We start from the raw sequence: 26388 nt of genomic DNA, 5'->3' as shown, positions 1-26388 counted from the left end.
CCCGTGACCGATTCCCTGGCACCGACTTCCGCAGCCTTCCACCCCCGCCGCTGGGGCGACCCGGCACTGGCGGTTACCGCCGGCGCCTATGTGCTGCTGGTCTGCGCCCTGCCGATGTTGCGCCTGTTCGCCGAGGGGTTGGCGCAGCCGGAGGCGGCGCTGGCCATGCTCGGCGGCCGGGCGACACTGCGGGCGCTCCAGAACACGGTCGTCGCCGGCCTCGGCTCGACCCTGGTCTCGGTCGCGATCGGCGGCGGCTTGGCGCTGGCCATCGGCCTGACCGACATCCGGCGCAAGGCCGTGCTGGCCCTCTTGTGCCTGCTGCCGATGCTGATCCCGCCGCAGATCGCCGCGCTGGCCTGGATCCGGTTGCTCGACGCCGGCACCCCGGCCCGCGCCCTGCTCGACGCCGTCACCGGCCGCTGGCCGAACCACCCGCTCTACTCCGGCGGCGGGGTGGTCTGGATCATGGGGCTGGAGCATGCGGCGCTGGTCTTCCTCGCCGTCACCGCCGCCATCCGCGGCCTGCCCTGCGACCTGGTCGACGCCGCGCGGGCGGCCGGCGCCAGGGGATCGCGGATTCTGCTCGGCATCCTGCTGCCGCTGCTGCGCCCGGCCTTCGTCGCCGGCGCCGCCTTGGCCTTCGTCTCGGCGATCGGCAATTTCGGCGTGCCGGCGCTGCTCGGCATCCCCGGCCGCTACAGCGTGCTGACCACGCTGATCTACCAGCGGCTCAGCGGCTTCGGCCCGTCGGTGCTGGGCGAGGTCGCGGCGCTGGCCCTGGTGCTGGCCGTGCTGGCGGCGCTCGGCCTCGGGCTGCAGCGCTGGGCGGCGGCGCGGGCGCCGGTGCTGGTGCGCACCGGGCCGACCGGGCCGGTGCTGCCGCTCGGCCGGGCCCGCTCCTGGACCGAGGCGGCGCTGTGGCTGATCGTCGGCGTGCTCTCGGTCGCGCCGCTGCTGGCGCTGCTGGCCTCGGCCCTGGTGCCGGCGCTGGGGGTGGATCTGACCTTCGCCACCGCCAGCCTCGACCAGTTCGGCTACATCCTGTTCCAGCACGACGCCACCCGCCGCGCCTTCTTGAACAGCGCGCTGCTGGCCGGGGCGGCGGCGCTGGCCACGGCCGCGGTCGGGCTGGTGCTGGCCTATTACGCCGAGGCCCGGCGCTGGCGGGCGATGCGCTGGCTCGACACCCTGGCCGACCTGCCCTATGCGCTGCCCGGCGTGCTGACCGCCATCGCCGCAATCCTGCTGCTGCTGCGGCCCCTGCCGCTGCTCGGGGTCAGCCTCTACGGCACGCTGTGGATCATCCTGGCCGCCTATCTCGGCCGGTTCCTGGCGCTGGCGCTGCGGCCGGTGGCGGCAGCGATCGCCCAGGCCGACCCGGCGCCGGAGGAGGCGGCCCGGCTGGCCGGCGCCCGCGGCCCGCGGCGCCTCGCTGGCATCCTGCTGCCCGCCGTGGCCCCGGCGGTCGCGACCGGCGCCATCCTGGTGTTCCTAACCGCCTTCAACGAGCTGACGGTCTCGGCCCTCTTGTGGTCGCGCGGCAGCGAGACGGTCGGGGTGATGGTGTTCTCGCTGCAGGCGGAAGGCGCCGCCGGCGCCGCCTCGGCCGTCGCGGTGCTGACCGTTCTGGTCACGCTCGGCCTCGCCGGGATCGCCACCCTGTTCGCCCGCCGCCTGCCCAGGGGATCGTTGCCATGGCTGCCGTAGACATCGAGCGGATCACCAAGCGCTTCGGCCAGCGCACCGCGGTCGACGGGGTGGACCTGCAGGTGGCGCAGGGCGAGTTTCTGGCCCTGCTCGGCCCGTCCGGCTGCGGCAAGACCACGCTGCTGCGCCTGCTCGCCGGCTTCGACGCGCCCGATGCCGGCACGATCCGGATCGGCGGCCGGGTGGTGGCGGGGGGCGGGAGCATGGTGCCGGCGGAGGAGCGCGGCATCGGCATGGTGTTCCAGTCCTACGCGCTGTGGCCGCATATGACCGTGCGCGAGAATGTCGATTATGCGCTCCGCATCCGCCGGCTGCCGGCGGCGGAGCGGACAAAGAGCGCTGATCAGGCGCTGGCGGCCGTCGGCCTCTCGGATCGCGCCGACGCCCGGCCGGAGACGCTGTCCGGCGGCCAGCGCCAGCGCGTCGCCCTGGCCCGCTGCCTGGCGATGGCGCCGGCCCTGGTGCTGATGGACGAGCCACTGGCCAATCTCGACGTCCATCTGCGTGACGCGCTGCAGGCGGAGTTCCGGCGGCTGCACCGGCAGCTCGGCGCCACCGTGGTCTATGTCACCCACGACCAGGCCGAGGCGATGGCGCTCGCCGACCGCATCGCGGTGATGGACCACGGAAGGCTGCAGCAGGTGGCGCCGCCGCGGCAGCTTTATGCCGAGCCGGCGACGGCGATGGTGGCGGATTTCGTCGGGCGCGGCATGGTGGTGCCGGTGACTTGGTGCGGCGGCGCCGGCCCCGGCCTGTGCAGCGCCGAGCTGTGGGGCCATGCGGTGCGGCTGCGGTGCGGCCCGGGGGCGCACGCGCCCTCGCAGGCCGCCTGCCTGCGGGCCGAGGGGCTGGCGGTCGACCCGGTCGAGGGCATCCCGGCGCGGCTGGAGCGCGCCGTGTTCGAGGGGGCCGTGACCGTCCTGCATTGCCGGCCGGATGCCGATCCCGGCCGCGTGCTGCGCGTCGCCCATCGCGGCCCACCGCCGGAGGAGGGCGCGGCCCTGCGCCTCAAGGTCGAGGATGGCTGGCTGATGCCGCCAGACTCCGGTGCCGGGGCGATGGCGGCGGAGTGACCTCCGCCGCCAAGGTAAAGTACGGCCGGTTACCCCGTGACCTCGCGGGACAGCCGGGAATCCCAGGGGCACCAGTGGCAGCCCGGCAGGAACGCCCCGCAGGCCTCGTCGAGATGGTCTTCCACATACATCATGTTGGCGTCGCAGACCTCGATCGCCTGGTCAAAGAAATCGATCGTCTGCGGGTCGAGATAGAAGTTGAATCTCGGATTGTACGGCGCCTGCCGTTTGACGATCCGGCCGTGAACGTGGATCCGGTTCTTCTCCTTGCCGGAGAGAATGTCGCGAGCCGCCTGTATTTTGCTGTCGTCATTCAGCTGGATGACGAATTCCATCCCCGGGCTCGACTGCTGCGTGAATGCGAAAAAGGCCGGCATCTTTAGTCTCCTCGCGTTATTAAATTACAAAGGTCAATTTACCAGTATATCGAACTTTATAGTCAAGCTATGTGTATATTATTCATGAGTCAATTGATGATTCTTGAATATAGAGTGCAAATTTATGCAATATTTAATGAAATTGCCGGGTCGTGGTGGTATTCCGTGAGCCGCCGGCATCTGCCCTCCAAGTCGCACCGTCGTTGCGAGCGTAGTGAAGCAATCCATGCTTCAACTCGTGCGGGACAATGGATTGCTTCGTCGGCTTCGCCTCCTCTCTTGAAGAGGTTAAAACTTTCTTTCCCTTCCGGGGCCGCCCAGCGGCGTGAGATGCTCGCAATGACGGTAACGGGCGTGTTTGCAGGGAGGTCCTCAAGTGGGAAGGCGCGCGTTCCTCGGCCCGTCACCCGTCATTTGCCGCTCACCGCAGGCCGGGCTATGGTCGCGCGCCCGCCGCCACAAGAACGACCATGCCGCAGCCCCGCCCGATCGGCCGCATCAACTGGATCGGCCTGTGGACCCTGACCGCCAAGGAGGTCCACCGCTTCCTCAAGGTCGCGACCCAGACCATCGCCGCCCCGGTCGTCACCACCCTGCTGTTCTACGCCATCTTCGCCCTCGCCCTCGGCGGTGCCACCCGTCAGGCCGCGGGGGTGCCGTTCCTGCAGTTCCTGGCGCCGGGGCTGATCATGATGGCGATGGCGCAGAACGCCTTCGCCAATACCTCCTCCTCGCTGATGATCGCCAAGATCCAGGGCAACATCGTCGATGTGCTGATGCCGCCCCTGGCGCCGGCCGAGCTGGCGGCCGGCTACGTCGCCGGCGGCGTCGTCCGCGGCCTGCTGGTCGGGACGGTGACCTGGGCCGCGATCCGGATCTTCGTGCCGATCGATCCGGTCCATCCCGGCTTCGTGCTGTTCCATGGCATCGCCGCGTCGATGATGCTGGCGCTGCTCGGCGCCATCGGCGGCATCTGGTCGGAGAAGTTCGACCACATCGCCGCCGTCACCAACTTCGTGGTCACGCCGCTGGCCTTCCTGTCCGGCACCTTCTACTCGCTCGACCGGCTGCCGCCGGCTTGGCACTTCGTCGCCCATCTCAACCCGTTCTTCTACATGATCGACGGGTTCCGCTATGGCTTCATCGGCGTCAGCGACGGCACCCTGGCGATCGGTGTCCTGGTGCTGCTCGGCGTCAACGCCGCGCTGCTGGCGCTGCTGCTGCGCATGCTCGCCACCGGCTACAAGCTGAAGGCGTAGCGATGCAGCTTCCGGCGGGGGCGGCCCGCCCGGTCCGGCGCTTCGGCGCGGTGCACTGGCTGGGCCTGGCCACGCTGTTCCGGCGCGAGTTCCGGGCCTATCTGAAGGACTGGCCGGAGACGGTCGTCGCCCCGACCTTCTCGATCCTGCTGTATGTCGCGGTGTTCGCCGTGGCGTCGGGCGAGGCGGTGGGGGACGCCACCGGAACCGCCGCCTGGGCCGGGCCCGGCGGCCTGCTGCCGTTCCTGGCGCCCGGGCTGGTCGTCTATGTCGTGATCCTGCGCGCCGCCGAGGCCACGGTCTACAGCATCACCTTCCTCAAGGTCGAACGGCTGGTCGGCGACATCCTGATGCCGCCGCTGGCGCCTTGGGAGGTGGCGGCCGGCTATGCCCTGGCCGGCACCGCCTCGGGCCTTGTCACCGGCCTGCCCTGCCTGGCGGCGCTGCTGCTGGCCGCCGGCACCGGCGTCGCCGACCCGGCGCTGCTGGCCCTGGTGCTGCTGCTCGGCGCCTTCCTGCTGGCCGCCGCCGGCACGCTGGTCGGGCTGTGGGCGGAGAAATGGGACCAGGCCGCCGCCTTCTTCGGCTTCCTGCTGATCCCGGTGACCTTCCTGTCCGGCGTGTTCGCGCCGGTGGCGCTGCTGCCCGAACCGCTGGCCGTCACGGTGGCGCTGAACCCGGTCTATTACGCGATCGACGCCGCCCGCATCGCCTTCGGCGGCGCCGGGGCCGAGCCGGTCGGCCGCAGCCTCGCCGTGCTGGCCGTCAGCGGTGCGGCACTGTGGGCCTGCGCCACCCTGTTGATCTCCCGCGGCTGGCGATTGAAGCCTTGAGCCCAGCCTAATGTCGGACATGATCTTGTCCTGATCCCGGCCTCATCATTTCGGATATTGTCCTACACCCCTGGACGACGGCGCTTTACTCAAAATTGTATCGATTTCGGCAGTGGGTCATCGAGATTTCACCGAAGAATCGACTGGACAGGGAACATATTGTGCAGTGCAATGTTGATAGCTCTACCCGTCGGATTGTTTCGCCGCGTCAGGCATCGAATTGCGCAAGGGAGAGGTTCAGTGGGCCAGGCCATACCTTCCACCAGCGACATTGTGATCAGCGCCTATGAGACGCGCCGCGCCGCCGGCGCCGATGAATGGACGGCCTGCGACGCCGCGCTCGAGGCGTTCCGCAGACGTCACCCGGAAGCGTCGTCGGACTTGGCCAACACGTTTATTGCCGACGTGCTGCGGGACCATACCGCCCGGCATTAGGTCTGACATATTGCACTGCAGCAAGATCAGGCGGAGCCGGACGCCGCGCCTGATCCGGATTGCCGGCCGGCTTCCGCCGCCACCTCGCGGCACAGCCGAAACCCGCTGCCGCGTTGCCGCGCCCGCTCGAACAGCCGCTCGATCATCGTGATCCGCGCCGCCCGGCCGATGCCGAGGTCGGCGCGCGGATGCAGGGTGATGCAGGCATAGCCGTCGGTGGCGAGCAGCGCGTCCAACGCTTCGATCATGAAGGCCTCGGCCCGCGACTGTTCCCGGCGGAACAGCCGGCCGGCGTGCCCTGTGGCAGGGAGATCTGATCGCGGAGCGCCGGAAGGGCTGAGCATGCTGCACCACATGTCGTTCAACGCCGCCGATCCGGAGGATACGGCTCGGATCCTGGCCGAAATGCTGTCCGCCACCGCGGTGCGGGCGCCGACCCCGCCCTTCCCGGCCGGCTCCTGGTTCGTCTGCGCCGGCGACGCCCGGGGCTCCTATCTCGAGATCATCCCCTGGGGTCATGTGTTCGACCCGGAGGCGCCGTTCAGCCTGGGCCGCGACCCGGCGATGCGGCCGCATGGCGGTGCCCATGTGCTGTGCGCCACGCCGCTGCCGGTGCCGGAGGTCCAGGCCCTCGCGGCACGCCGGGGCTGGCGCAGCGAGGTCGTCGACACCGGGCTGTTCCGGATCCTCAAGGTGTGGACCGCGGACGGCTTCCTGGTGGAGATGCTGCCGCCCGAATTCGCCGCCGCCTACCGCGCCGCCTTCGACGCCGAGGGGCTGCCGCGCCTGGATGCGGCGCTGCGGCGACTGGAGACCGCGCTCGCCGCGCATCTGGCCACCCGTGCTGGCGCGGCGGGCGCGGAGCCGGCATAACGGCGGATCCCGGTCGAGGAGAGGCGCCATCGATCCCCAGCCCCAGATACCGCCGCGGACCGCCCGGCTGGTCCTGGTGACGCCGGACGGCCGCGTCCTCGGCATCCTGCCGCCGGTCGCCGCGGCGACGCCGTGGTGGCAGGAGGTCGAGCCAGTCGTCCGCGCGGTGCGCGACCGCTTCGGCGTCGACGCCACCATCCTTCGGCTGTTGGGGACCGAGCGCGACCGGCCGCATGGCGGCGCTGTGACATACTTGGCCGAGGTCGCGGAGCTCGCGGAGGTCGCTCGGCCGGTGCCGGCCGAACCCTGGGCCGGTGCGCTCGACGAGCAGCCGCTGCGCCTGCCCTATGCCCGGCCCGGCGGCCCCGCCGCGGACCTGGCCTGGGCCCGGCAGGTGCTGGACCGGCACGGCCTGCGCCTGTCAGGCCCGCCGGAGCAGGTCCGCAGCTGGAACCTGTCCAGCATCTGGCGCATCCCGATCGAGGGGCAGGTGGCCTGGCTGAAGGTGGTGCCGCCCTTCTTCGCGCATGAGGGGCGCCTGCTCGAACGCCTGGCCGGCGGGCCGGTGCCGAGGCTGCTGGGACAGGGGGACGGCCGCGTGCTGCTGGCCGAGATCCCGGGCGAGGATCTGTACGAGGCCGGTCCGGCGCAGCTGCGCGACATGGTGGCGCTGCTGGCCGGACTGCAGCGCTCCTGGCAGGGGCGGACCGAGGAGCTGCTGGCGCTCGGCCTGCCGGACTGGCGCGCGCCGGCGCTGGAGGCGGCGATCGCCGCGGTGATGGAGCGGACGGCGGATGAGCTTTCGGCCGCCGAGCGGGTTATCCTGGCCCGCTTTCTATCAGGCTTGCCGCGCCGCTTCGCCGACATCGCCGCCTGCGGCCTGGACGACACGCTGGTGCATGGCGATTTCCACCCCGGCAATTGCCGCGGCGAAGGCTCGGCGATCACCCTGCTCGACTGGGGCGACAGCGGCGTCGGCCATCCGCTGCTGGACCAGCCGGCCTTCCTGACCCGGATCCCGGACGAGGCGGTCGGGCCGGTCCGGGCGCATTGGCACGAACGCTGGCGCGCGGCCGTGCCGGGTAGCGATCCCGACCGGGCCGCGGATCTCCTCGCCCCGATCGCCGCCGCCCGGCAGGCGGTGATCTACCAGGGCTTCCTGGACCGCATCGAGCCGGCGGAACGGGTCTACCACCGCACCGACCCCGCCGAATGGCTGAGCCGGACCGCGGCGATCCTGGGTGGGTAGGCTCACATATCACCGATATGAGAACGTGTTGCCTCTCCCGCTTGCGGGAGAGGTCGGGCGTCCGCAGGACGACCGGGTGAGGGCCAGCGCCCCACCAAGTTCGCAACCTCGCCGTGAGCGAGCGTGGCGATCCGCTTTATCCTGAAACGACGGTTCCGGCCCCACGGTCGGAAAGCCCTTGTATCTGGAGTGCAGCCCTCGATGAGGTAGAAGAGAGGGCAGGACAGAGGCCGGTGGCCACCGGCCTCTGTCCTTGGCGGTCGGCGCCCGCAACCCCTCAGGCCACAACCGTGGGTGAGTCCTGGGACCGCCGCCATTGTCGCGTACGACCGAACAGTCGCTTGGCTTACGCCCGCACGCACAAGGCAGGTTACCGTGACGCAGATCATTTGTGGAGTGGACGTCTCCGGCGAGACGTTGGATGCCCGGATCGGCCGAGACGGCCGGCACGAGCGCTTTGCCCGAACTGTCGAAGGGATCACGGCGCTGGCCGCCTTCTGCCGGCAGCACGGGGTCGAGCTGGTGGTGATGGAGGCCACCGGCGGATACGAGAAGCTGCCCTTTGCCCAGCTCTGGGCGGAGGACTTGCCCTGCGCCGTCGTCAATCCGCGGGCAGTGCGCGACTTCGCCAAGGCCATGGGGCGGCTGGAGAAGACCGACCGCCTCGATGCCGGCATCATCGCCTGGTACGCCGAGATCAAGGGCATCGTTGCCCAGGCGCCGGCCAGCCCGGCCCAGCAGCAACTGCAGGCCCTGGTCACCCGCCTGCGCCAGCTCACCGCGGCCCACACCGCCCAGAAGAACCAGCGCCGCCTGGTCGGCGAGCCCGCCGTCCTCGCCTTGTTCGACGAACTCATCGCCGTGCTCAAGCGGCAGATGCGCCAGATCGAGCAGGCGATCGCCGGCCTGCTCGACGCCGATCCGCTGTGGCAGGCCCTCGACCGGGCCTTCCGCGAGATCAAGGGCGTCGCCGACCGCAGCGTTGCCCGCCTCATGGCCGAGTTGCCCGAGATCGGCACCCTCTCCAACAAGGCCATCGCCAAGCTCGTCGGCGTCGCCCCGATTGCCAACGATACCGGCAAACGCAAGGGTCGACGCCCCGTCCGCGGTGGCCGCGCCGCGCCGCGCGCCCTGCTCTTCACCATCGCCGAGATCGTCCGGCGCCACGTCCCCGACTTCGCCGATTTCCACCAAAAGTTGAGCCAGGCCGGAAAAGCCAAGAAGGTCATCCGCGTCGCTCTCGCACGCAAACTCCTCGTCCGCCTCAACGCCAAAGCTCGCGATGTCCGCCAACAACTCGCACTCGCTGCTTGACACCCCAGACAGTCGCTCACCCGGAGCCGCTTCGCGTTGTCCAGCGGATAGATGGGTGACATTTTAGACCGGATGGATGGGTGACAGCTGCGTCGGGTTGGGGCGCCTGCGCGCAGGCGCCCCAACCCGACGCAGTCGCTTCTGCTGGGGGTCGATCACCCCGATCGGCGTGTTGTAGAAGCGCATGCGCAGCTCGCCGGTTTCGCGTTCCTCGATGGCGACCCATTCGCCGACCAGAACCTCGGACACGAACAGGAAGTCGCCCGCCCACTTGATCTCGCCGTTCGAACGCACCCGGCGGATATCGGCTTCCCGGGGATACTCCGGCTCCGGCAGACGCTTCGGCAACGGCCGCGGCGACGGCTGATAGTGCCGCGCCGGCGGCGTCTGCCCCAAGGCTTCATGCGGCCGTTCGTGGTTGTAATACGCCCGGAATTCGGCGAAGCGTGCAGCCTGGGCCGCCCGGTCGGCCGCCGCCGGCTCAATCGCCTCCCGCAGGGTCAGATGGAACCGCTCCTGACGTCCATTCTGCTGCGGCTTGCCCGGTGCCGTCCGCTCGTGCCGGATGCCCAGCTTCGCCCACCAGGCGCTCAGCCGCGTCAGCCCGGTAACCCCGGGCGAGGCGAACGGCGAACCGTTGTCCGACCGCATGATCTCGGGCAGGCCATTCTCCTCGAAGCTCCGCTCGAACTCCGCTCGCGCCTCCTCACCCCGGGTGCTGTCGCCCGCCGTCAGCCCCAGCAGATACCGCGCATAGCCGTCGCCGATCGTCAGCGGCTCGCACCGCTCGCCATTGCCCAGCCGAAACCAGCCCTTGTGGTCTGTCGCCCAGACCTGGTTCGGCCGCTCCGCCACCGTCAGACCGCCCAGCGTCGGCGGCACCCGATGACGCCGACGCCGCGGCTGCACCAGACCCTCCCGCTTCAGGATCTCCCCCGCCGTCGACGGCACCGGCCAGGCCGCCTCCGGATAGCGCTCCTCCAGCTTCGCGATGATCTTGCGCGGACCCCAACTCGGCCGCGCCAGCTTCTGCTCGATGATCGCCGCCGCCAACTCCACCGGCGTCGCTCGGCCGTGCACTCGCGGCGCATGGCTCCGCTCCGACAGCCCCGCCGAACCCTCCGCCCGATACCGATCAATCCACTTGTACGCCGTCTTCCGAATGATCCCGTAGCGCTCCGACAGTTCCACCACCGTCCACTCCCCGCCCAGCCAGTCCCCGATCAACGACACTCTCTGATCCATGGCACAGCTCTCTTCCCAAGGCATCCGCAGGCCCTCCCTGCCGAAGTAGAGCTGTCACCCATCCATCCGGTCTATTCTGTTACCTCTCTATCCGGACTGGACACGTCTCCGACCTCTCCCGCAAGCGGGAGAGGCAACACGCAAATGACCGTCGGTGCGGCAGCGGATCGGGCCGGGGTCTGCTAGCCGCGGGGAGCGTGCTTGTTCAGGATGCGCTGCAGGGTGCGGCGATGCATCTTCAGCCGGCGCGCCGTCTCCGATACGTTGCGGTCGCACTGCTCGAACACGCGCTGGATGTGCTCCCACCGCACCCGGTCGGCCGACATCGGGTTCTCCGGCGGCGGCGGCAGCTTCTCGTCCGGATTCAGCAGCGCCGCCTCGATCTGGTCGGCGTCGGTGGGCTTGGCCAGATAGTCGACCGCGCCGGCCTTCACCGCGGCCACCGCCGTGGCGATGTTGCCGTAGCCGGTCAGCATGATCACCCGGCTGTCGGGCCGCGCCTCATGCAGCACCGGCACGATGTCCAGGCCGTTGCCGTCGCCCAGCCGCAGGTCCAGCACGGCGAAGGCGGGGGCGACGCGGCGGGCCAGGTCGATGCCGGTGGCGAGGCCATCGGCGGTGACCACCTCGAAGCCCCGTTTCTCCATGGCGCGGGCCAGGCGGGTGCGGAAGGCGAGGTCGTCGTCGACGATCAGAAGACTCTTGGCGGCGTCGCGCGCCGGCAGCGGCGCCGGCTGTTCGGGGATGAGGGTGGCAGGGGAGACGGTCATGACCAGGTCCTTTCTTTCCTCTCAAATTTGTGTCGCGGCCACGCAACTGCAATGACCGCGCCCCCTTGGGGGCCATTCGAGAAGGATAATTGGGCCCCGCTGTGCTCGAGCAGCGTAGCCGCGATGAAGATGCCGAGACCCATATGGTCGCTGTCCTCGCCGCGGCCGGAGACATAGGGCTCACCCAGCCGGCCGAGGAGCGCCAGCGGGAAGCCCGGGCCGTCGTCGATGATCCTCAGCACCACGGTCTTCGGTCCATATTCGGCGGCGATCTCGACCCGGTTACGGGCGAATTGCAGCGCGTTCTGGATCAGATTGCCCAAACCGTGGATCAATTCCGGCGTCCGCCGCAGCAGCAGCGCCTGGCCCGGCGGGCCCTCGCCGGCGGTGATGAACAGGCGGCGGTTCTCGGCATGCAGATAGCTTTCGGCCGCCGCCCCGGCCAGCGCCGGCAGGGTCATCAGCCGGAACGGATCCTCGTCGTCCGGCTCCGGCCGCCGTGCCAGTTCGGTCAGAATGTCGCGGCAGCGGCCGACCTCCTGCTCCAAGAGGGCGATGTCCTCGGCCATCGGGTGGTCGGCCGGCACCTCGCGCCGCATCTCCCGCGCGATCAGGGTGATGGTGCCCAGCGGCGTGCCCAGCTGATGCGCCGCCGCCGCGGCCAGGCCGCCCAGCAGCGAGATCCGCTGCTCGCGCTCCAGCGCCATCTGGGTGGCGGCAAGGGCGTCCGACACCTGCCGGGCATCGGCCGCGACCTGCCAGACATAGTGCGAGACGAAGATGATCGAGATGCCCATCGCCAGCCCGACGCCGAGATGGTAGGGCGACCCGCTGGAGGGCATGCCGCCCGGCAGCGGATAGTGCCAGAAGGCCAGCAGCACCACGCCGGCGATGGCCAGGCCGGTCAGCGTCATCGTGCTGCGGTAGCTGAGCAGCGTGGCCGATACCGTCAGCGGCGCCAGCATCAGCACCACGAAGGGATTCAGCAGGCCGCCGGTGAGGAACAGCAGCGCCACCAGCTGGCACATGTCGTAGCCGAGATACAGCGCCGCATCCCGCTCCACCAGGCGCAGCCGCCACTTGCCCTGGACGAAGGCGGCGACGTTCAGCGCCACCGAGATGGCGACGATCGCCAGCGCCGGCCACAGCGGCAGCTCGTAGCCCAGCCAGTAATGCACGAACAGGATGGTGGCGGCCTGGCCGGCGACGGCGACCCAGCGGATCTTGATCAGGGTGATCTGGCTGATCCGCGCCCGCATCCGGCGGCCCGGCATCGCGTCGGGTGCGTCCGGCAGCGGCCGCAGTGCGGGGTCGCGCCCGGCCTCCGCCGCCGGATCGATCCCGGCCCCCGGGTCATTTTCGGGCCTCTGGTCATTTTTAGAATGGCCGTCCATTCTCGCTCCATGCTCTCCGACGGCGTCATCATAGCGGAGCGCCTGTCCAAGCGCTTCCATCCCGGCGCCGCGCCCGCGGTCGACGGCATTTCCTTCGTGGTGCCGCGCGGCTCGACCGTCGCGCTCCTGGGCGGCAACGGCGCCGGCAAGACCACCACGATCTCGATGCTGCTCGGCCTGCTGCTGCCGTCGGGCGGCCGCATCACCGTGCTGGGCCATGACATGGCGCGGGACCGCTTTGCCGTCCTGCCTCGGATGAACTTCTCGAGCCCCTATGTCGATCTGCCGCACCGGCTGACGGTGCGCGAGAACCTGGCGGTTTATGCCCGGCTTTACGGCGTGCGCGACCGCCGCAGCCGCATCGCCGAGCTGGCCGGGCTGCTGGACCTGACCGGATTCCTCGACCGGCCGTCCGGTAAATTGTCGGCCGGGCAGAAGACCCGGGTGGCGCTGGCCAAGGCGCTGGTCAACGCGCCGGAGCTGCTGCTGCTCGACGAGCCGACCGCCTCGCTCGACCCCGACACCGGCGACTGGGTGCGCGGCATGCTGGAGCGCTATCGGGCCGAGCGCGGCGCCACCATCCTGCTGGCCAGCCACAACATGGACGAGGTCGAGCGGCTGAGCGACCAGGTGCTGATGCTGAAGGCCGGCAGGATCGTCGACCAGGGCTCGCCGGACCAGCTGATCGCGAAATACGGCCGCACCGACCTGGAGGAGGTGTTCCTCGACATCGCCCGCAGCCGCGGCGCGCTGGGCCAGGCGGCGCAATGAGGCCGGCGCCATGAGCGGGACTCTCGCCACTCCGGCCGCCCTGCGCGGCTCGGCCGGGGGCCGCATCGCCGCGGTGATGCTGCGCCACCTCTACATCCTGCGCGGGTCGATGCCGCGGCTGGTCGAGCTGATGTACTGGCCGACGGTGCAGATGGTGGTCTGGGGCCTGATCACCGAAAGCCTGGCGCCGGCGATGCACTGGCAGGCCCAGGCGGCGGGCGTGCTGATCTCGGCGGTGCTGCTGTGGGACCTCCTGTTCCGGGCTCAGCTCGGCATGTCGATCTCCTTCCTCGAGGAGATGTGGAGCCGCAATCTTGGCCACCTCTTCGTCAGCCCGCTCAGGCCCTGGGAATGGGTGGCGTCGCTGATGGCGATGAGCCTGATCCGCACCCTGGTCGGGGTGGTGCCGGCGGCGCTGCTGGCGATCCTGCTGTACCACTGGAACATCTTCGCGCTCGGCCTGCCGCTGCTGGCCTTCTTCGTCAACCTGATCGTCACGGGATGGGCCGTGGCGCTGGTGGTGTTGGCGCTGATCCTGCGCTACGGCATGGGGGCGGAGGGGCTGGCCTGGGCCATCGTCTTCGCCATCTCGCCGATCAGCGCGATCTACTATCCGGTCTCGGTGCTGCCCGGCTGGCTGCAAGGGGTGGCCCTGGCGCTGCCGCCGGCCCATGTGTTCGAGGGCATGCGCGGCCTGCTGCACGGCCAGGACTTCGACACCGGCCATTTCCTCGCCGCCGCCGGCCTCAATGTGTTCTGGCTCGGCCTCGGCAGCGCCGCCTTCCTGTGGGGCTTCCGCACCGCCCGCAACCGCGGCTCGCTGCTGCAGCAGGGGGAATAGGCATGTCGCGCAACGTCATTCGGCAACAGCGAGACGCCACCGAGCAGGACGCTCGGTTTCGTCGCGAAGTTCAGATCGGCCTCGACGCCGCTGCTGCAGGTGACCTGGTGCCCGGCGAGGACGTCGAAGCCGAAGCAATCGCATGGCGGACGGAGATGCGGCGAAAGCTGACCGACCCGGCATCGTGAGATAGCTGTCGCTTTCCTCGATATCTCAGAAGAACCCCCTTACCCAGCCCAGCTCGCCCATCGCCTGCCAGACGGCACCGGCGGCGATGGCGAGCAGCAGGGCGGAGGCGGCGAGGGCGATGCAGAGCAGGATGCCGTCCTCCTCCAGATAGGCGATGGCCAGCAGGGCGATCGCCAGGGCCGGCGGGACGTTGCTCAGGGGGATCGGGGCCAGCAGCAGCAGGCCGAGCAGCAGCACCACCGGGCCGACCACCCGCTTCGCCGCCTCGAACGGCATCGGCCAGCGCGGATGGAAGAAGCCCTCGATGGCGCGCAGCACCGGCACGGCGCGGCCGAGGGTGCGCGCCAGCCCCTCGGTGCGCACGCTGCGCTCGGCGACGCGGCGGGGGAAGGCCGGGCCGGCATGGCCCAGCATCATCTGCACCGCCAGGATGGCCAGCAGCGGGGCGACGATGGCGGACGCGCCCGGCATCGCCCCGAGCAGCGCCAGCAGCAGCATGACCAGGCCGAAGGAGCGGTCGCCCAGCCGGTCCACCAGCCAGCGCAGGGTTACTCGCTCGGCATCGGCGTCACGCAGCAGGCCGTCGAGCAGGGCGGAGGTCGGGATTCGGGTCGTCATCTCGCCGCTAGGATACCCGAAGGCTCTCTCGCCGGCAGTCACTCGTGGTCTCGGGGGCCTGGCCTCAGCGACGGGATCCCAGCGTTGCCGCCAGGCGGTTCGCCAGGCCGCAGGCCTTGGTCCTGCGGCCGGGGCTGAGCCGGGCGGCCAGGCTCCGGTATCCGGCCGCGGCCGCAGCGCGCTCGGCACCGGTCGCCCGTGCCGCGGCCACCAGGAACCAGGCACCGGCGCGGACCTGGTCGCCCGACAGCGGTGGGCTGTCGGCATAGAGCTCGGCCAGCCGCAGCTGGGCGCGCGGCAGGCCGTTGCCGGCGGCCAGCAGCAGCCAGCGCAGCGCCTCGGCCCGGTCGCCGGGGATGGTGTAGCCGTTGTCGTCGAGGCGGCTGTCGCTGATCACGCCGAGATTGTATTGCGCGGTCGCATCGCCGGCCTCCGCGGCGTGCCGCAGCGCTCTCAGATCGGAGCTCGCCGGAGCCAGGCGGAGCGGTGTCGCCTGATCAGCCGGCGCGCTCACGCCGCCAGCCCCACCGCGGCCCGGGCGATCCGGCAGGCGTCGTCGCCCGGCACGCAGTCGCGGCAGACCACCGGCCGGTCGGCATAGACCACACAGCGGGTGGAGCGGCCGATCTCGCCTTCCAGGGCGGAGCAGCGGTCGCCGTCGCAGCGCATCCGGGCATCGTCCCGGTAGCGCTGGGGAACGCGCTCGATCTCCGCCTCGCTCTCGGTCCAGAAGCGCGGCCAGTCGCGGGAAAAGGCACAGCAGGCGCCGCAGGCCTGGCAGTCGAACGCTTCGGCCCCGGCGCGGGACATCTCGCCCATCTCGGCCCCGATCAGGCGCTGCGCTGCTTGCGCGGGGTGCGTTCCACTGCGTCGGTGCTGCGCGGCACCTCGGAGAGATCGGCCTCGGGCACCATGCGCTCCTCGGTCCCGAGCATGCTGCGCACCCGGTAGAGCCGGCCGGAGGATTCGCTCGGGTAATGCGCCACCACCTTGTAGGCGCCGGCGATCGCGGAGCTGGGGCTGGGCCGCCGCCAGATGTAGACGGTGTTGCCAACGGAATATCGGGTGTGGGTCATTCCTGCATTTCTGCGCCCGGCAGGGGGCGCGGTAAGAGCCGGCCCGCTCATCGCGTCGCGGCCGGAACCGAGAGGACGCGTGCGACTGCAAGTGCGCTCCGTCGCCACGGGCACTCTGGCGCATCGGGCTTTCAATAAATACCGAGAAGAGGCAGTCTAGAACGAATCCCAGATCGTGTCTGCAAAAATCGCCTGCCTTGGTGTCTTCAGGTATATCTCAAGACGCCGTTGATTGCTGCTGCAGTTTGATTTTTCGACCACGCTCTGGAAATTGGCGGCTGCCGAGGCCATGGCCGGTCATTTCGAAATATTATCTGGCCAAGCTGGGGTGGCGAGGCCATGCTGATGAGTGAACAACAAGGATATCTCGACATGACGGCAGGTGAGATCCGCCTCCCGGCGTATGGCAAGGACCCGGGGACGTTGAAGGCGGCGGAGCGCCAGGCCCGCGAGGCGCGCCAGGATGCCGAACGCTATGCCCGGCGCGGCAACATGACCATGCATGCGATCTCGCTGCAGGCGGCCCGTGAGCTCGAGGAGGCGGCTGCCGCCCACCGAGGTCCGGCGCCGAAGGAACGCCGTTGACGGACAGCAAGGGGTTGCCGAGCCGGAAGAGACCGATGGCATTCTACAAGCTGTATCCACGCGACTGGAACGACGAGAGCTGGCGCGGCGAGACCCGGTCGGTGCTGATCGTCCGGGCCGGAAGCGAGATCGAGGCGCGGGCCACCGCCAGCGCCTGGGACATGCCCTCCGACCATGCCGAGCAGGCCCGGTGGTCGCAGCGCTGGACCTCGCCCGAGGTGACCCGCTGCCGGGAGCTGGCCGGGGACGGCGAGCCCGAGGTCCTCCTGGCCGGGCGGCGACGCCGGCCGTAGCCTCGCGTCCCTAACCCTCCGCCAGCACCCGTCTGGCCACTGCCAAATCGATGTTGCCGCCGGTCAGGATCAGGCCGACGCGCTTGCCTTGCATCTTTTTGCGCTCCTGCAGCAGCGCCGCCAGGCCCGCCGCGCCGGCGCCCTCGGCCAGGTTGTGGGTATCGGTCCAATACGCACGCAAGGCCGTGGCAATCTCGTCGTCGGTCACCCGCAGGACTCGCTCGACACCGGCCCGGACAATGGCGAAGGCGGCCGGGTCCGGCACCCGGCAGGCCATGCCGTCGGCGAAGGTCTGCGCGGTCTCGGTCGTCACCACCCGCCCGGTCTCGAACGACAGCGCCATCGCCGGCGCCTCGGTCGAGACCACACCGACGATCCGGGTCTTCAGGCCCAGCAGGTCGCGGGTGCGGATCAGGCCGCTGATGCCCGACCCCATGCCGATCGGCACATAGACGGTCTCGAGATCGGCCACCGCCCGGAACAGCTCCAGCGCATAGGTGGCGGCGCCGCGCATCAGGTCCGGATGGAAGGCCGGCGCCATCTCCAGCCCGCGCTCCTCGGCCAGGTGCCTGGCATGGCCGTAGGCTTCGTCGAAGTCGCGGCCGTGCTCCACCAGCTCCGCCCCGAAGGCGCGCATGGCGGCGTTCTTCTCGACCGAATTGCCCTGCGGCACCACCACGGTGACGGCCAGGCCGGTGCCGCGGGCGGCGAAGGGCAGGCTCTGGCCATGGTTGCCGCGCGTGGCCGTGACGATGCCGCGGATCTCCGGCCGCCGGCGGCGCAGCGCGTCGATGAAGACGATGCCGTTGCGCGCCTTGTAGGCGCCGATCGGGGTGTGGTTCTCGTGCTTGACCCAGACCTCGCAGCCGGTGCGCGCGGCCAGCAGCGGCCAGGCGAATTGCGGGGTCGGCGGCATGGTCGCGTGCACCAGCCGGGCGGCATCCTCGAGGGCGGTCAGGTCGAACATGGGTCGGCGCTCCGATGTCGGGATTGACCTCAGCATCGGCGGAGCGGATTGTGTGGGTCAATGAAGACATTGTCTGGCAGACAAGAATGTGGGTCCCTAGCCTGGAGGGGCGCAGCCCGGTCCGCTACCTCGCCATCGTCGAGGCGCTGGCCGATGCCATCGCCGCCGGCGAGCTGCGGCCCGGCGAGCGGCTGCCGACCCATCGCGACCTGGCCTGGAAGCTTGGTCTGAACGTCAGCACCGTGACCCAGGCCTATCGCGAGGCGGCGCGGCGGCACCTCGTGTCCGGCGAGGTCGGGCGCGGCACCTATGTCCTGGCCGCCAGCCGCGAGGCGGCGCTGTTCGGCCTCAAGGCGGTCGCGGCAGCCCATGGCGAGCCGGGCGGTCCGGCGCCGATCGACCTGTCGACCAATGTCCCGGCGGTCGACCCGGACAGCGCCGACCTCGCCGCCGCCCTGGCCGCGGTCGCCGCCGAGGGCCGGATCGACGCCGCCCTGGCCTATCATTCGCCGGCGCTGCTGCGGCGGGCCGGGATCGCCGGTGCCGCCTGGCTGGCCGCGCGCGGGCTGCATCTCAGGCCGGCCGATGTCGTGCCCTGCGCCGGGGCCCAGGCAGCGCTGACCGCGGTGCTGCTGCAGCTCTGCGCGCCCGGCGACCCGGTGCTGGTCGAAGACCTCGCCTTCCCCGGCCTGAAGGCGGCGGCGCGCTGGCTGCGGCTGCCGCTGCACGGCGTCGCCATGGACGGCGAGGGCGTTCTGCCCGGGGCGCTGGACCGCGCCGCCCGCGCCACCGGCGCCAGGGTCGCGGTGCTGGTGCCGAACCTGCAGAACCCGACCGGCGCGGTGATGGGCCTGGCCCGCCAGGCCGAGATCGCGGCAGTCGCCCGGCGCCATGGGCTGTGGCTGGTCGAGGACGATGCCTATGGCGCGCTGGCCGACCGGCCGCCGCTGGTGGCGCTGGTGCCGGAGCAAGGCGTGCTGGTCACCAGCCTGTCCAAGACCGTGGCGGCCGGGCTGCGCTTCGGCCTGATCGCCGGTGCCTGCGCCCCGGTGCGCGACCTGGCCGGGCAGATCCACGCCACCAGCTGGCCGCTGGCGCCGCTGATGGGCGAGGTCGCCTGCCGCTGGATCGAGGACGGCACCGCGGCCCGCCGCCTGGCCTGGCAGCGGGCGGAGATCGCAGCCCGGCACGGCCAGGCCCGCCGCGCTTTGCCCGGACTGGCCGCGCCCGATCTCGTGCCCGGCCCGCATCTCTGGCTGCCGCAAGACGATGCCGGCGCCGCAGCGGCCCGCTGCCTCGCCGCCGGGGTCGAGGTGGTGGCCGCCGACGTCTTCGCGGTGACGCGCGAGGCGCCGCAGGGCCTGCGCCTCAGCCTCGCCGCTGCCGGCAGCCGGGCCGAGCTGGCCGAGGCGCTGGCGCGGCTGCGCGGGGTGCTGGGCGTTCAGAACGGCAGCAGCGAGTCCCTCAGCGTGTCGCGCAGCGAGAACACCGTGCCCTCGCCCTGATAGGGGATCTGGCGGCCGGCGCTGAGGAACACGCCCTCGACCCGCCATTTCAGCTCGCCGCGGCGGCCGATCGTGGCCAACTGGTCGACCATGCCGAGGCCGGAGCCGCGCATCGGCACCGACACCTCGCGCTCGCCGCGGGCCGGCAACAGGAAGGGCCGGTCGGTCCGGCCGCTGCCGAACTCCCGCCCGTTCATCTCGATCGCCGCTGTCATGGCGTCGATCTGCAACCCCGTGCCGGCCTGCTCCTCGACCCGCAGCAGCGCCTCCCAGCGCTGCTCGAACATGGTGGCATCCGTTGGCCGCAGGTCGATGATGCTGACCCGGGGCGGCGGCGGCCCGGCGAAGGGCGCGGCGCAGGCGGCGAGGGCGCCTGCGGGCAGGAGGGCAAGGAGGCGGCGGCGGTGGATCGGTCGGCGTGTCTGTCGGTTCATGGTCCCCGAGGCTCGGTGGCGAATCTGTCAGCGACATGGCATCGGCGGCGGCGCTCGGCTAGCCTCGGCCATCATCACGCTGCCCGGGGATCTTCGCATGGCACCGACCGACCGTCCGTCCTGCATCGCGCATTGGACCGAGATCGAAGGGCCGGACGACAGCCACTACAAGGGTGACGACGAGCTGATGAGCATCGGCGCGCCCCTCGCCCGGCATTTCGGCCTGACCCGGATCGGCATCCATCACGAGCGGCTGCCGCCCGGCCGCCGCACCTCCTACCCCCATGCCGAGAGCCATGAGGAGGAGTTCGTCACCGTCCTCGAGGGCACGCCCGACGCCTGGCTCGACGGGATGCTGCACCGGCTCAAGCCCGGCGATTCGGTCGGCTTCCCGGCCGGCACCGGCCAGTGCCATACCTTCATCAACAACACCGAGAGCGAGGTGCGGTTGCTGGTCGTCGGCGAGACGCCGAAGCCGGAGAACCGCATCTTCTATCCGCGCAATCCGGAGCGGAAGCCGATGCGGACCGACTGGTGGGATGATGTGCCGGTGCGCCCGATGGGCGACCATGACGGCCTGCCCGACAAGGTGCGGGCAACGCGCGGTAAAGTCGAAGATTCGAAATAATATTAGCATCTTGTCTTAAAAGAATTCGCATGGTATTATAATTGTGCAATAATACTATATGCACAGATCTGGATTCCGTTGCGCGGCCTGAAACCTGCGCTTCGCCGAAGCAGATCTGATGCGGCCGCGCAGTGCGATCCTCCGGACTTGCGGGTCTGGTGCCGATACAGCTGCTGCGCGGGACTGAGGCGGGCTGACCGCCGCTGTGGAGCAATCACGACTGCTGGAGGGCGCCCTTCGCCCTTGCGTCTGCGCGGATGCGTCCGCGCAGGACCGTTTCGCCCGGCCGGCGAAGCGAGCGGTGGCGTCTGTCCGGCATCCGCCTTCGACGCTCAGACACGTCATTGAGGAGGAACACCATGGTCGCGATTTTCGGGACGCCCTTGAACGACGTCCTGTTCGGGTCGGCGGTCGCCGACATCATCTGGGGACGCGGCGGCAACGACTCGCTCTTCGGCCTCTCGGGCAACGATGTGCTGGTCGGCGGTGACGGCAACGATGTCCTGAATGGAGGCCTCGGCGCCGACGCGATGATCGGCGGCAACGGCAACGACATCTATGTCGTCGACAACGGCGCCGACGATGTCAACGAGGGCGGCACCGGCATCGACACGGTCAACGCCTCGGTCTCGTTCAGCATCGCCGCCGATGCCCTGGTCGAGAACCTGACCCTGACCGGCGCCGCGATCGTCGGCGTCGGCAACGCCCTCGGCAATGTGATCACAGGCAATGCCGCGAACAACACCCTGTTCGGCCTCGGCGGCAACGACACCATCCTCGGCCTTGGCGGCAATGACAGCCTGGACGGTGGCGAGGGCAACGACCGGCTCGACGGCGGCGCCGGCGCCGACCTGATGAGCGGCGGCAACGGCAACGACACCTATGTCGTCGACAATGTCGGCGACAACGTCAACGAGGCCGGCACCGGCATCGACCTGGTCGAGAGCACGATCAGCCTCAGCATCGCCGGCGATCCGCTGGTCGAGAACCTGACCCTGCTCGGCGCCGCGGTGGTGGGCATCGGCAACGCCCTCGGCAACGTCATCCGGGGCAATGCCGCGGCCAACTCGCTGGCCGGCCTGGACGGCGCCGACCGGCTCGACGGCGGTGCGGGCGCCGATCTGATGAGCGGCGGCGACGGCAACGACACCTATGTTGTCGACAACGCCGCCGACAATGTGAACGAGGTCGGCACCGGCATCGACCTGGTCGAGAGCTCGATCAACTGGAGCCTCGTCCCGGACCCGCTGGTCGAGAACCTGACCCTGACCGGCGCCGCGGTTTTCGGCACCGGCAACGCCCTCAACAACCTGATTCAGGGCAATAGCGTGGCCAATGGGCTGAGCGGCCTGGGCGGCAACGACACGCTCCTCGGCTTCGGCGGCAATGACAGCCTGGTTGGTGGCGAGGGGGCCGACCGGCTCGACGGCGGCACCGGTGCCGATCTGATGAGCGGCGGCGACGGCAACGACACCTATGTCGTCGACAACGCCGGGGACAATGTGAACGAGGCCGGCACCGGCATCGACCTGATCGTGAGCTCGGTGACCTGGAGCCTGCTTCCGGACCCGCTGGTCGAGAACCTGACCCTGACCGGCGCCGGCGCGATCAGCGGCTTCGGCAACAATCTGAACAACACCATCATCGGCAACCTCGCCGACAACGTGCTGTCCGGCGGCCTCGGCAACGATGTGCTGTCTGGAAGCGGCGGCGATGACGACCTGCTGGGCGGGGCCGGAAGCGACAGCCTGTTCGGCGGGACCGGGGTCGACGTGCTCACCGGCGGCCTCGGGGTCGATCTCCTGATCGGCGGGGCGGACCCCGACAGCTTCGTGTTCACCAGCGTGGCCGACTCGCCGGCCGCTACGCCCGACGTGATCGGCGATTTCGTCGAGGTCGGCGACGTCGACTTCATCGACCTGTCGGCAATCGACGCCAACACCCTCGTAGCCGGCAACCAAGCCTTCACCTTCGTCGGCTTGGCCTTCCCGAACGATCCGGGCGAGCTCGGCTTCATCCAGGTCGCCGGCAACACCTTCGTGCGCGCCAACGTGAATGGCGGCGCCGTGGATCTGCTGATCCAGCTGAACGGTCTGCACGCCCTGACGGCTGCGGATTTCATCCTGTAGCCGTTGCGCTTCGGGGAGGCCGGCCGGCCTCCCCGAAGTTGGCGCTCACCCCATCGGCGGCTGCTCGCGCACTTCGATGCTGCCCATTGCCGCCATCGGCGATTCGGCGGCGATCGCGACCGCCTCGTCCATGTCGCAGGCCTCGATCAGGACGAAGCCGCCGAGATGCTCCTTGGTCTCGGCATAGGGTCCGTCGGTGACGGTGGTCCGGTCGCCGCGGCGCCGCACGATCCGGCCGGTCTCCGGCTCGGCCAGCGGGCCGCAGGCGATGAGGTGGCCGCGGCGGCGGAGCTCGTCGTCGGCGGCCATGCAGCGGCGCGTCAGGTCGCGGCCCTCCTCGGGCGACAGCCGGCCGATCAGGGCACGGTCGACATGGACGATCAGCAGATAGCGCATCCCGGGCCTCCATTGGTTCCGCCCTGGTCGCCCGGCCGGCGCCGGATTCGACATCGGGGACTGGAAGCCGAGGCAGGATATGCCCGGTTACAAGAATTCTCACTGCGGCAACGCTGGGACATACGCCGGCATATAATCCCCGGTTATAAGAGCCCGCCCACCGCCCGGCCTGCACGGGCCTTTCATCCGGATGCGGAGCGGACCCATCGTCACCAGCACCACCACGTCCCCGGCCCGTCCCCGCCGCCGACGAGGGCGGTTCGTCGCCATCGCCGCCGTCCTTGCCCTGCTCGCCGCCGGCGGCCTGGCGGCGCGGCACTGGCTGTCGCCGCCCGCCGCCGCGCCGCAGATGACCGCGGCGGCGGCGATCGGCGATGTCGAGGAATCGGTCCTGGCCACCGGCACGCTGAAGCCGGCGCGGCTGGTCGCGGTCGGCGCCCAGGCGTCCGGCCGCATCACCTCGGTCAAGGTCGCGCTGGGCCAGAAGGTGGCCAAGGGCGACCTGGTGGCCGAGATCGACAGCGTGACCCAGCAGAACGCGCTGCGCACCGCCCAGGCGTCGCTGGCCAACCTGCGGGCGCAGCGGACCGAGAGGGAGGCGACGCTGACGCTGAACCGGCTGACCCTGGCCCGGCAGAAGGCGATGACGGCGCAGCGCGCCTCATCCCAGGCCGAGCTGGAAGCCGCGCAGGCCAGCGTCGACGTCACCGAGGCCCAGATCGAGCAGCTCGACGCCCAGATCGTCGAGGGTGAGGTGGCGATCGAGACGGCGCAGGTCGACCTCGGCTACACCCGCATCACCGCCCCGTCAGACGGCACCGTGCTGGCGATCGTCAGCCAGGAAGGCCAGACGGTGAACGCCGTCCAGTCGACCCCGACCATCGTCGTTCTCGGCGACCTCGACACCATGATCGTGCGGGCGGAGATCTCGGAAGCCGACGTGGTCGCGGTGCGGCCCGGCCAGCCGGTCTACTTCACCATCCTGGGTGACCGGGACCAGCGCTACGAGACGACGCTGACCTCGATCGAGCCGGCGCCGGAATCGATCCGCAACGATTCCAGCTTCAGCACGGCCACCTCGTCCTCCAGCTCCAGCAGCTCGTCCTCCTCGACTTCCTCGGCGATCTACTACATCGGCACCTTCGACGTGCCGAATGCCGACGGCCATCTGCGCACCTACATGACCGCCGAGGTGCATATCGTGCTGGGCCGGGCCAAGGGCGTGGTGACCATCCCCTCCGCCGCTTTGGGAATCCGCGCCGCCGATGGCAGCCACACCGTCCAGGTCGTCGGCGCCGACGGCACGATGCAGCCGCGCCAGATCCGCATCGGCCTGAACGACAAGACCATCGCCGAGGTGCGGTCGGGGCTGAGCGCGGGCGAGCGGGTGGTGACCGGCGGTCTGGAGCCGGCCGCCGCCGGTTCCTCCAGTCCTCCCGGCCCGCCCGGGGGTTGATCGCGATGGCCGAACCGCTGATCGTGCTGCGCGGCCTGCGCCGCGAGTTCCCGTCGGGCGAAGGCACGATCGCGGCCTTGCACGACATCGACCTGACCATCGAGGCGGGCGAGATGGTGGCGATCGTCGGCGCCTCGGGCTCCGGCAAATCGACGCTGATGAACATCCTCGGCTGCCTCGACCGGCCGACCTGCGGCAGCTACCGCATCCGCGGACGCGAGACCGCGGCGCTGGAGCCGGACGAGCTGGCGGCGCTGCGGCGCGAGCATTTCGGCTTCATCTTCCAGCGCTACCACCTGCTGGGCGAGCTGACGGCGCTGGGCAATGTCGAGATCCCCGCGGTCTATGCCGGCAGCCGGGCCGAGGAGCGCCACACCCGGGCGGCCGCCCTGCTGGGCCGGCTGGGCATGGCGGACCGCATCGGCCACCGGCCGGGCCAGCTGTCGGGCGGGCAGCAGCAGCGGGTGTCGATCGCCCGGGCGCTGATGAACGGCGCCGACGTGGTGCTGGCGGACGAGCCGACAGGCGCCCTGGACCGGCACAGCGGCGAGGAGGTGCTGCGCATCCTGGCCGAGCTGCAGGCCGAGGGGCGGACGGTGATCATCGTCACCCACGACATGGCGGTGGCCAGCCGGGCCCAGCGGATCATCGAGATCAGCGACGGCGCTATCGTCGCCGACCGCCGGACGCCGCCGGCAGGGGACGGCGCCGCCGCGTCGGCCCGGCTGCGGCCGGGCGGCGCGCCGCTGCGGCCATGGCTGGCCTTCCTGAACCGGCTGCGCGAAGCCTTCCGCATGGCGCTGCTGGCGATGAACGCGCACCGGCTGCGCACGGTGCTGACCATGCTCGGCATCATCATCGGCATCGCCTCGGTGGTCTGCATGGTGGCGCTTGGCCAGGGCACGCAGCAGCGGGTGCTGGCCGAGATCTCGAACCTGGGCACCAACACGCTGGAGGTCTTCGCCGGCAAGGATTTCGGCGATGTCCGCTCGGCCAAGGTGACGACGCTGGTGGTGGCCGATGCCGACCAGCTGGCGCGCCAGCCCTATGTCGCCGGTGTCACGCCGACGGTGTCGACCACCAGCACCGTGCGCTACGGCGCACGGGAATCCAGCGCCCTGGTCAACGGCGTGGGCGCCCAATACTTCATCGTGCGCGGCACCAAGCTGCTGCGCGGCCGGCTGTTCGACCCGGACGGCGCGCGGTCGCTGTCGCAGGACGTGGTGATCGACGAGGAGACGGCCAAGACCATGTTCCCGGACCCGGGCGAGGACCCGGTCGGCCAGATCCTGCTGGTCGGCAAGGTGCCGTGCCGGGTGGTCGGCGTGGTCGAGACCCAGCAGGGCGGCTTCGGCGGCGCTCAGAACCTGTCGCTGTATCTGCCCTACACCACGGTCCAGGCCCGGTTCATGGGCAACACCTCGCTGCGCAGCATCACCGTCCGCGTCGCCGACGACACCAGCACCGACCTGGCGGAGGCGGCGGTGACCCGGTTCCTGACCCAGCGGCACGGCGGCAAAGACTTCTTCATCCTCAACACCGACGACATCCGCCGGACCATCAGCGGTGCGACCCAGTTGCTGTCGCTGCTGATCGCGGGCATCGCCGTGATCTCGCTGATGGTCGGCGGCATCGGGGTGATGAACATCATGCTGGTGTCGGTGTCGGAGCGGGTGTCCGAGATCGGCGTGCGCATGGCGGTGGGGGCCCGGCAGGGGGACATCCTGCAGCAGTTCCTGATCGAGGCCGTGCTGGTGTGCCTGATCGGCGGCGTTCTGGGCATCGGCCTCGCCCTGGGCTTGGGCGCGCTGGTCGGCGCGGTCGTCCCGGTGATCGGGCTGATCTACTCTCCCGCCTCGATCGTCGCCGCCTTCCTGTGCTCGACCCTGATCGGCGTCGTCTTCGGCTACCTGCCGGCCCGCAATGCTTCGCGCCTCGATCCCGTCGTGGCGCTGTCGCGCGATTAGC

30 protein-coding genes are annotated in these 26388 nt (G+C 70.3%); 18 read left to right on the top strand and 12 right to left on the bottom strand.

Annotated elements, in window-relative coordinates:
- The first annotated feature begins 3 nt into the window (after positions 1-3).
- Both QFZ27_RS03130 and QFZ27_RS03125 read left to right on the top strand, forming a co-directional pair.
- Entirely contained in the window at positions 4-1710 is a 1707-nt protein-coding gene (locus tag QFZ27_RS03130) for an ABC transporter permease (RefSeq protein WP_429224624.1), read from the top strand.
- Positions 1698-2783, top strand: a complete 1086-nt coding sequence (locus QFZ27_RS03125; RefSeq protein WP_429224623.1) for an ABC transporter ATP-binding protein — start codon at positions 1698-1700, stop codon at positions 2781-2783. The genes QFZ27_RS03130 and QFZ27_RS03125 overlap by 13 nt, the downstream gene beginning before the upstream one ends.
- A gap of 29 nt (positions 2784-2812) precedes the next feature.
- Here QFZ27_RS03125 and QFZ27_RS03120 read toward each other — a convergent pair whose 3' ends face one another.
- Positions 2813-3160, bottom strand: a complete 348-nt coding sequence (locus QFZ27_RS03120; protein ID WP_429224622.1) for a BP74-related protein — start codon at positions 3158-3160, stop codon at positions 2813-2815.
- A 470-nt stretch (positions 3161-3630) separates the two neighbouring features.
- Here QFZ27_RS03120 and QFZ27_RS03115 point away from each other — a divergent pair, with 470 nt between their 5' ends.
- From QFZ27_RS03115 to QFZ27_RS03105, 3 genes are all read left to right on the top strand, one after another.
- On the top strand, positions 3631-4419 hold the full coding sequence (locus QFZ27_RS03115) for an ABC transporter permease (RefSeq protein ID WP_429224621.1): 789 nt from the start codon (positions 3631-3633) through the stop codon (positions 4417-4419).
- Positions 4420-4421: 2 nt separating this feature from the next.
- Positions 4422-5252, top strand: a complete 831-nt coding sequence (locus tag QFZ27_RS03110) for an ABC transporter permease (RefSeq protein ID WP_429224620.1) — start codon at positions 4422-4424, stop codon at positions 5250-5252.
- A 240-nt stretch (positions 5253-5492) separates the two neighbouring features.
- The gene (locus QFZ27_RS03105) at positions 5493-5687 is read left to right on the top strand and encodes a hypothetical protein (protein WP_429224619.1); all 195 of its coding nucleotides are present in this window, start codon (positions 5493-5495) and stop codon (positions 5685-5687) included.
- 26 nt (positions 5688-5713) lie between these two features.
- Here the strand turns inward: QFZ27_RS03105 and QFZ27_RS03100 are convergent, their stop codons facing one another.
- Positions 5714-5935 carry a hypothetical protein gene (locus QFZ27_RS03100; RefSeq protein ID WP_429224617.1) on the bottom strand — a complete coding sequence of 74 codons (222 nt, stop codon included), beginning with the start codon at positions 5933-5935 and terminating at the stop codon, positions 5714-5716.
- Positions 5936-6029: 94 nt separating this feature from the next.
- Here QFZ27_RS03100 and QFZ27_RS03095 point away from each other — a divergent pair, with 94 nt between their 5' ends.
- The 3 genes from QFZ27_RS03095 to QFZ27_RS03085 all read left to right on the top strand — a co-directional run bounded on the left by QFZ27_RS03095 (position 6030) and on the right by QFZ27_RS03085 (position 9123).
- A complete protein-coding gene (locus QFZ27_RS03095; protein WP_429224616.1) occupies positions 6030-6560 on the top strand; it encodes a hypothetical protein in 531 nt (176 codons plus the stop codon).
- Between the two features lie 76 nt (positions 6561-6636).
- A complete protein-coding gene (locus tag QFZ27_RS03090) occupies positions 6637-7809 on the top strand; it encodes an aminoglycoside phosphotransferase family protein (RefSeq protein WP_429224615.1) in 1173 nt (390 codons plus the stop codon).
- Positions 7810-8184: 375 nt separating this feature from the next.
- Positions 8185-9123: an IS110 family RNA-guided transposase gene (locus tag QFZ27_RS03085; RefSeq protein WP_429232412.1), complete on the top strand. Its 939-nt coding sequence runs from the start codon at positions 8185-8187 to the stop codon at positions 9121-9123.
- Positions 9124-9186: 63 nt separating this feature from the next.
- Here QFZ27_RS03085 and QFZ27_RS03080 read toward each other — a convergent pair whose 3' ends face one another.
- From QFZ27_RS03080 to QFZ27_RS03070, 3 genes are all read right to left on the bottom strand, one after another.
- Positions 9187-10368, bottom strand: a complete 1182-nt coding sequence (locus tag QFZ27_RS03080) for an integrase core domain-containing protein (protein ID WP_429224614.1) — start codon at positions 10366-10368, stop codon at positions 9187-9189.
- 182 nt (positions 10369-10550) lie between these two features.
- Positions 10551-11138: an ActR/PrrA/RegA family redox response regulator transcription factor gene (locus QFZ27_RS03075; protein ID WP_429224613.1), complete on the bottom strand. Its 588-nt coding sequence runs from the start codon at positions 11136-11138 to the stop codon at positions 10551-10553.
- Entirely contained in the window at positions 11135-12532 is a 1398-nt protein-coding gene (locus tag QFZ27_RS03070) for an ActS/PrrB/RegB family redox-sensitive histidine kinase (RefSeq protein WP_429224612.1), read from the bottom strand. Before QFZ27_RS03070 ends, QFZ27_RS03075 begins: the two co-directional genes overlap by 4 nt.
- Here QFZ27_RS03070 and QFZ27_RS03065 point away from each other — a divergent pair.
- Genes QFZ27_RS03065 through QFZ27_RS03055 form a run of 3 tightly spaced genes read left to right on the top strand, consistent with a single transcriptional unit; the run spans position 12521 to position 14332 of the window.
- The gene (locus QFZ27_RS03065) at positions 12521-13303 is read left to right on the top strand and encodes an ABC transporter ATP-binding protein (protein WP_429224611.1); all 783 of its coding nucleotides are present in this window, start codon (positions 12521-12523) and stop codon (positions 13301-13303) included. The two genes, QFZ27_RS03070 and QFZ27_RS03065, sit on opposite strands and share 12 nt — an antisense overlap.
- Before the next feature lie 10 nt (positions 13304-13313).
- Complete coding sequence (locus QFZ27_RS03060; RefSeq protein WP_429224610.1) at positions 13314-14144, top strand: ABC transporter permease; 831 nt, start codon at positions 13314-13316, stop codon at positions 14142-14144.
- Between the two features lie 2 nt (positions 14145-14146).
- Entirely contained in the window at positions 14147-14332 is a 186-nt protein-coding gene (locus QFZ27_RS03055; protein WP_429224609.1) for a hypothetical protein, read from the top strand.
- 25 nt (positions 14333-14357) lie between these two features.
- Here the strand turns inward: QFZ27_RS03055 and QFZ27_RS03050 are convergent, their stop codons facing one another.
- The 4 genes from QFZ27_RS03050 to QFZ27_RS03035 form a co-directional block, all read right to left on the bottom strand.
- A complete protein-coding gene (locus tag QFZ27_RS03050) occupies positions 14358-14951 on the bottom strand; it encodes an exopolysaccharide biosynthesis protein (protein WP_429224607.1) in 594 nt (197 codons plus the stop codon).
- 64 nt (positions 14952-15015) lie between these two features.
- Entirely contained in the window at positions 15016-15465 is a 450-nt protein-coding gene (locus QFZ27_RS03045) for a tetratricopeptide repeat protein (RefSeq protein WP_429224606.1), read from the bottom strand.
- Entirely contained in the window at positions 15462-15770 is a 309-nt protein-coding gene (locus QFZ27_RS03040; protein ID WP_429224605.1) for a YkgJ family cysteine cluster protein, read from the bottom strand. The genes QFZ27_RS03045 and QFZ27_RS03040 overlap by 4 nt, the downstream gene beginning before the upstream one ends.
- 11 nt (positions 15771-15781) lie before the next feature.
- Positions 15782-16027: a hypothetical protein gene (locus QFZ27_RS03035; RefSeq protein WP_429224604.1), complete on the bottom strand. Its 246-nt coding sequence runs from the start codon at positions 16025-16027 to the stop codon at positions 15782-15784.
- Between the two features lie 372 nt (positions 16028-16399).
- Here QFZ27_RS03035 and QFZ27_RS03030 point away from each other — a divergent pair, with 372 nt between their 5' ends.
- Positions 16400-16612, top strand: coding sequence for a hypothetical protein (locus tag QFZ27_RS03030; protein WP_429224603.1), 213 nt, complete (start codon positions 16400-16402; stop codon positions 16610-16612).
- Positions 16613-16647: 35 nt separating this feature from the next.
- On the top strand, positions 16648-16905 hold the full coding sequence (locus QFZ27_RS03025) for a hypothetical protein (RefSeq protein WP_429224602.1): 258 nt from the start codon (positions 16648-16650) through the stop codon (positions 16903-16905).
- A 10-nt stretch (positions 16906-16915) separates the two neighbouring features.
- Here QFZ27_RS03025 and QFZ27_RS03020 read toward each other — a convergent pair whose 3' ends face one another.
- Positions 16916-17872 carry a threonine dehydratase gene (locus tag QFZ27_RS03020; protein ID WP_429224601.1) on the bottom strand — a complete coding sequence of 319 codons (957 nt, stop codon included), beginning with the start codon at positions 17870-17872 and terminating at the stop codon, positions 16916-16918.
- Positions 17873-17958: 86 nt separating this feature from the next.
- Here QFZ27_RS03020 and QFZ27_RS03015 point away from each other — a divergent pair, with 86 nt between their 5' ends.
- Positions 17959-19377 (top strand): aminotransferase-like domain-containing protein, encoded by a 1419-nt coding sequence (locus QFZ27_RS03015; RefSeq protein WP_429224600.1) that lies wholly within the window; start codon positions 17959-17961, stop codon positions 19375-19377.
- Here the strand turns inward: QFZ27_RS03015 and QFZ27_RS03010 are convergent.
- The gene (locus QFZ27_RS03010) at positions 19314-19811 is read right to left on the bottom strand and encodes an LEA/WHy family protein (protein WP_429224599.1); all 498 of its coding nucleotides are present in this window, start codon (positions 19809-19811) and stop codon (positions 19314-19316) included. The two genes, QFZ27_RS03015 and QFZ27_RS03010, sit on opposite strands and share 64 nt — an antisense overlap.
- A 97-nt stretch (positions 19812-19908) precedes the next feature.
- Here QFZ27_RS03010 and QFZ27_RS03005 point away from each other — a divergent pair, with 97 nt between their 5' ends.
- Together QFZ27_RS03005 and QFZ27_RS03000 are read left to right on the top strand one after the other, a co-directional pair.
- Positions 19909-20439 (top strand): cupin domain-containing protein, encoded by a 531-nt coding sequence (locus QFZ27_RS03005; RefSeq protein WP_429224598.1) that lies wholly within the window; start codon positions 19909-19911, stop codon positions 20437-20439.
- A gap of 359 nt (positions 20440-20798) precedes the next feature.
- On the top strand, positions 20799-22568 hold the full coding sequence (locus tag QFZ27_RS03000; RefSeq protein WP_429224597.1) for a calcium-binding protein: 1770 nt from the start codon (positions 20799-20801) through the stop codon (positions 22566-22568).
- A 45-nt stretch (positions 22569-22613) separates the two neighbouring features.
- On the opposite strand, the gene QFZ27_RS02995 is transcribed toward QFZ27_RS03000, so the two are convergent.
- A complete protein-coding gene (locus QFZ27_RS02995; protein WP_429224596.1) occupies positions 22614-22964 on the bottom strand; it encodes a YciI family protein in 351 nt (116 codons plus the stop codon).
- Positions 22965-23154: 190 nt separating this feature from the next.
- Between QFZ27_RS02995 and QFZ27_RS02990 the strand changes: the two genes are divergently transcribed.
- Positions 23155-24420 carry an efflux RND transporter periplasmic adaptor subunit gene (locus QFZ27_RS02990; protein ID WP_429224595.1) on the top strand — a complete coding sequence of 422 codons (1266 nt, stop codon included), beginning with the start codon at positions 23155-23157 and terminating at the stop codon, positions 24418-24420.
- A 5-nt stretch (positions 24421-24425) separates the two neighbouring features.
- Positions 24426-26387: a MacB family efflux pump subunit gene (locus QFZ27_RS02985; protein WP_429224594.1), complete on the top strand. Its 1962-nt coding sequence runs from the start codon at positions 24426-24428 to the stop codon at positions 26385-26387.
- Position 26388 lies beyond the last annotated feature (1 nt).

The sequence above is a fragment of the Inquilinus ginsengisoli genome (genome assembly GCF_050434925.1).
Classification (GTDB): Bacteria; Pseudomonadota; Alphaproteobacteria; order DSM-16000; family Inquilinaceae; genus Inquilinus; species Inquilinus ginsengisoli_B.
This window is presented reverse-complemented; position numbering and strand designations above follow the sequence as displayed.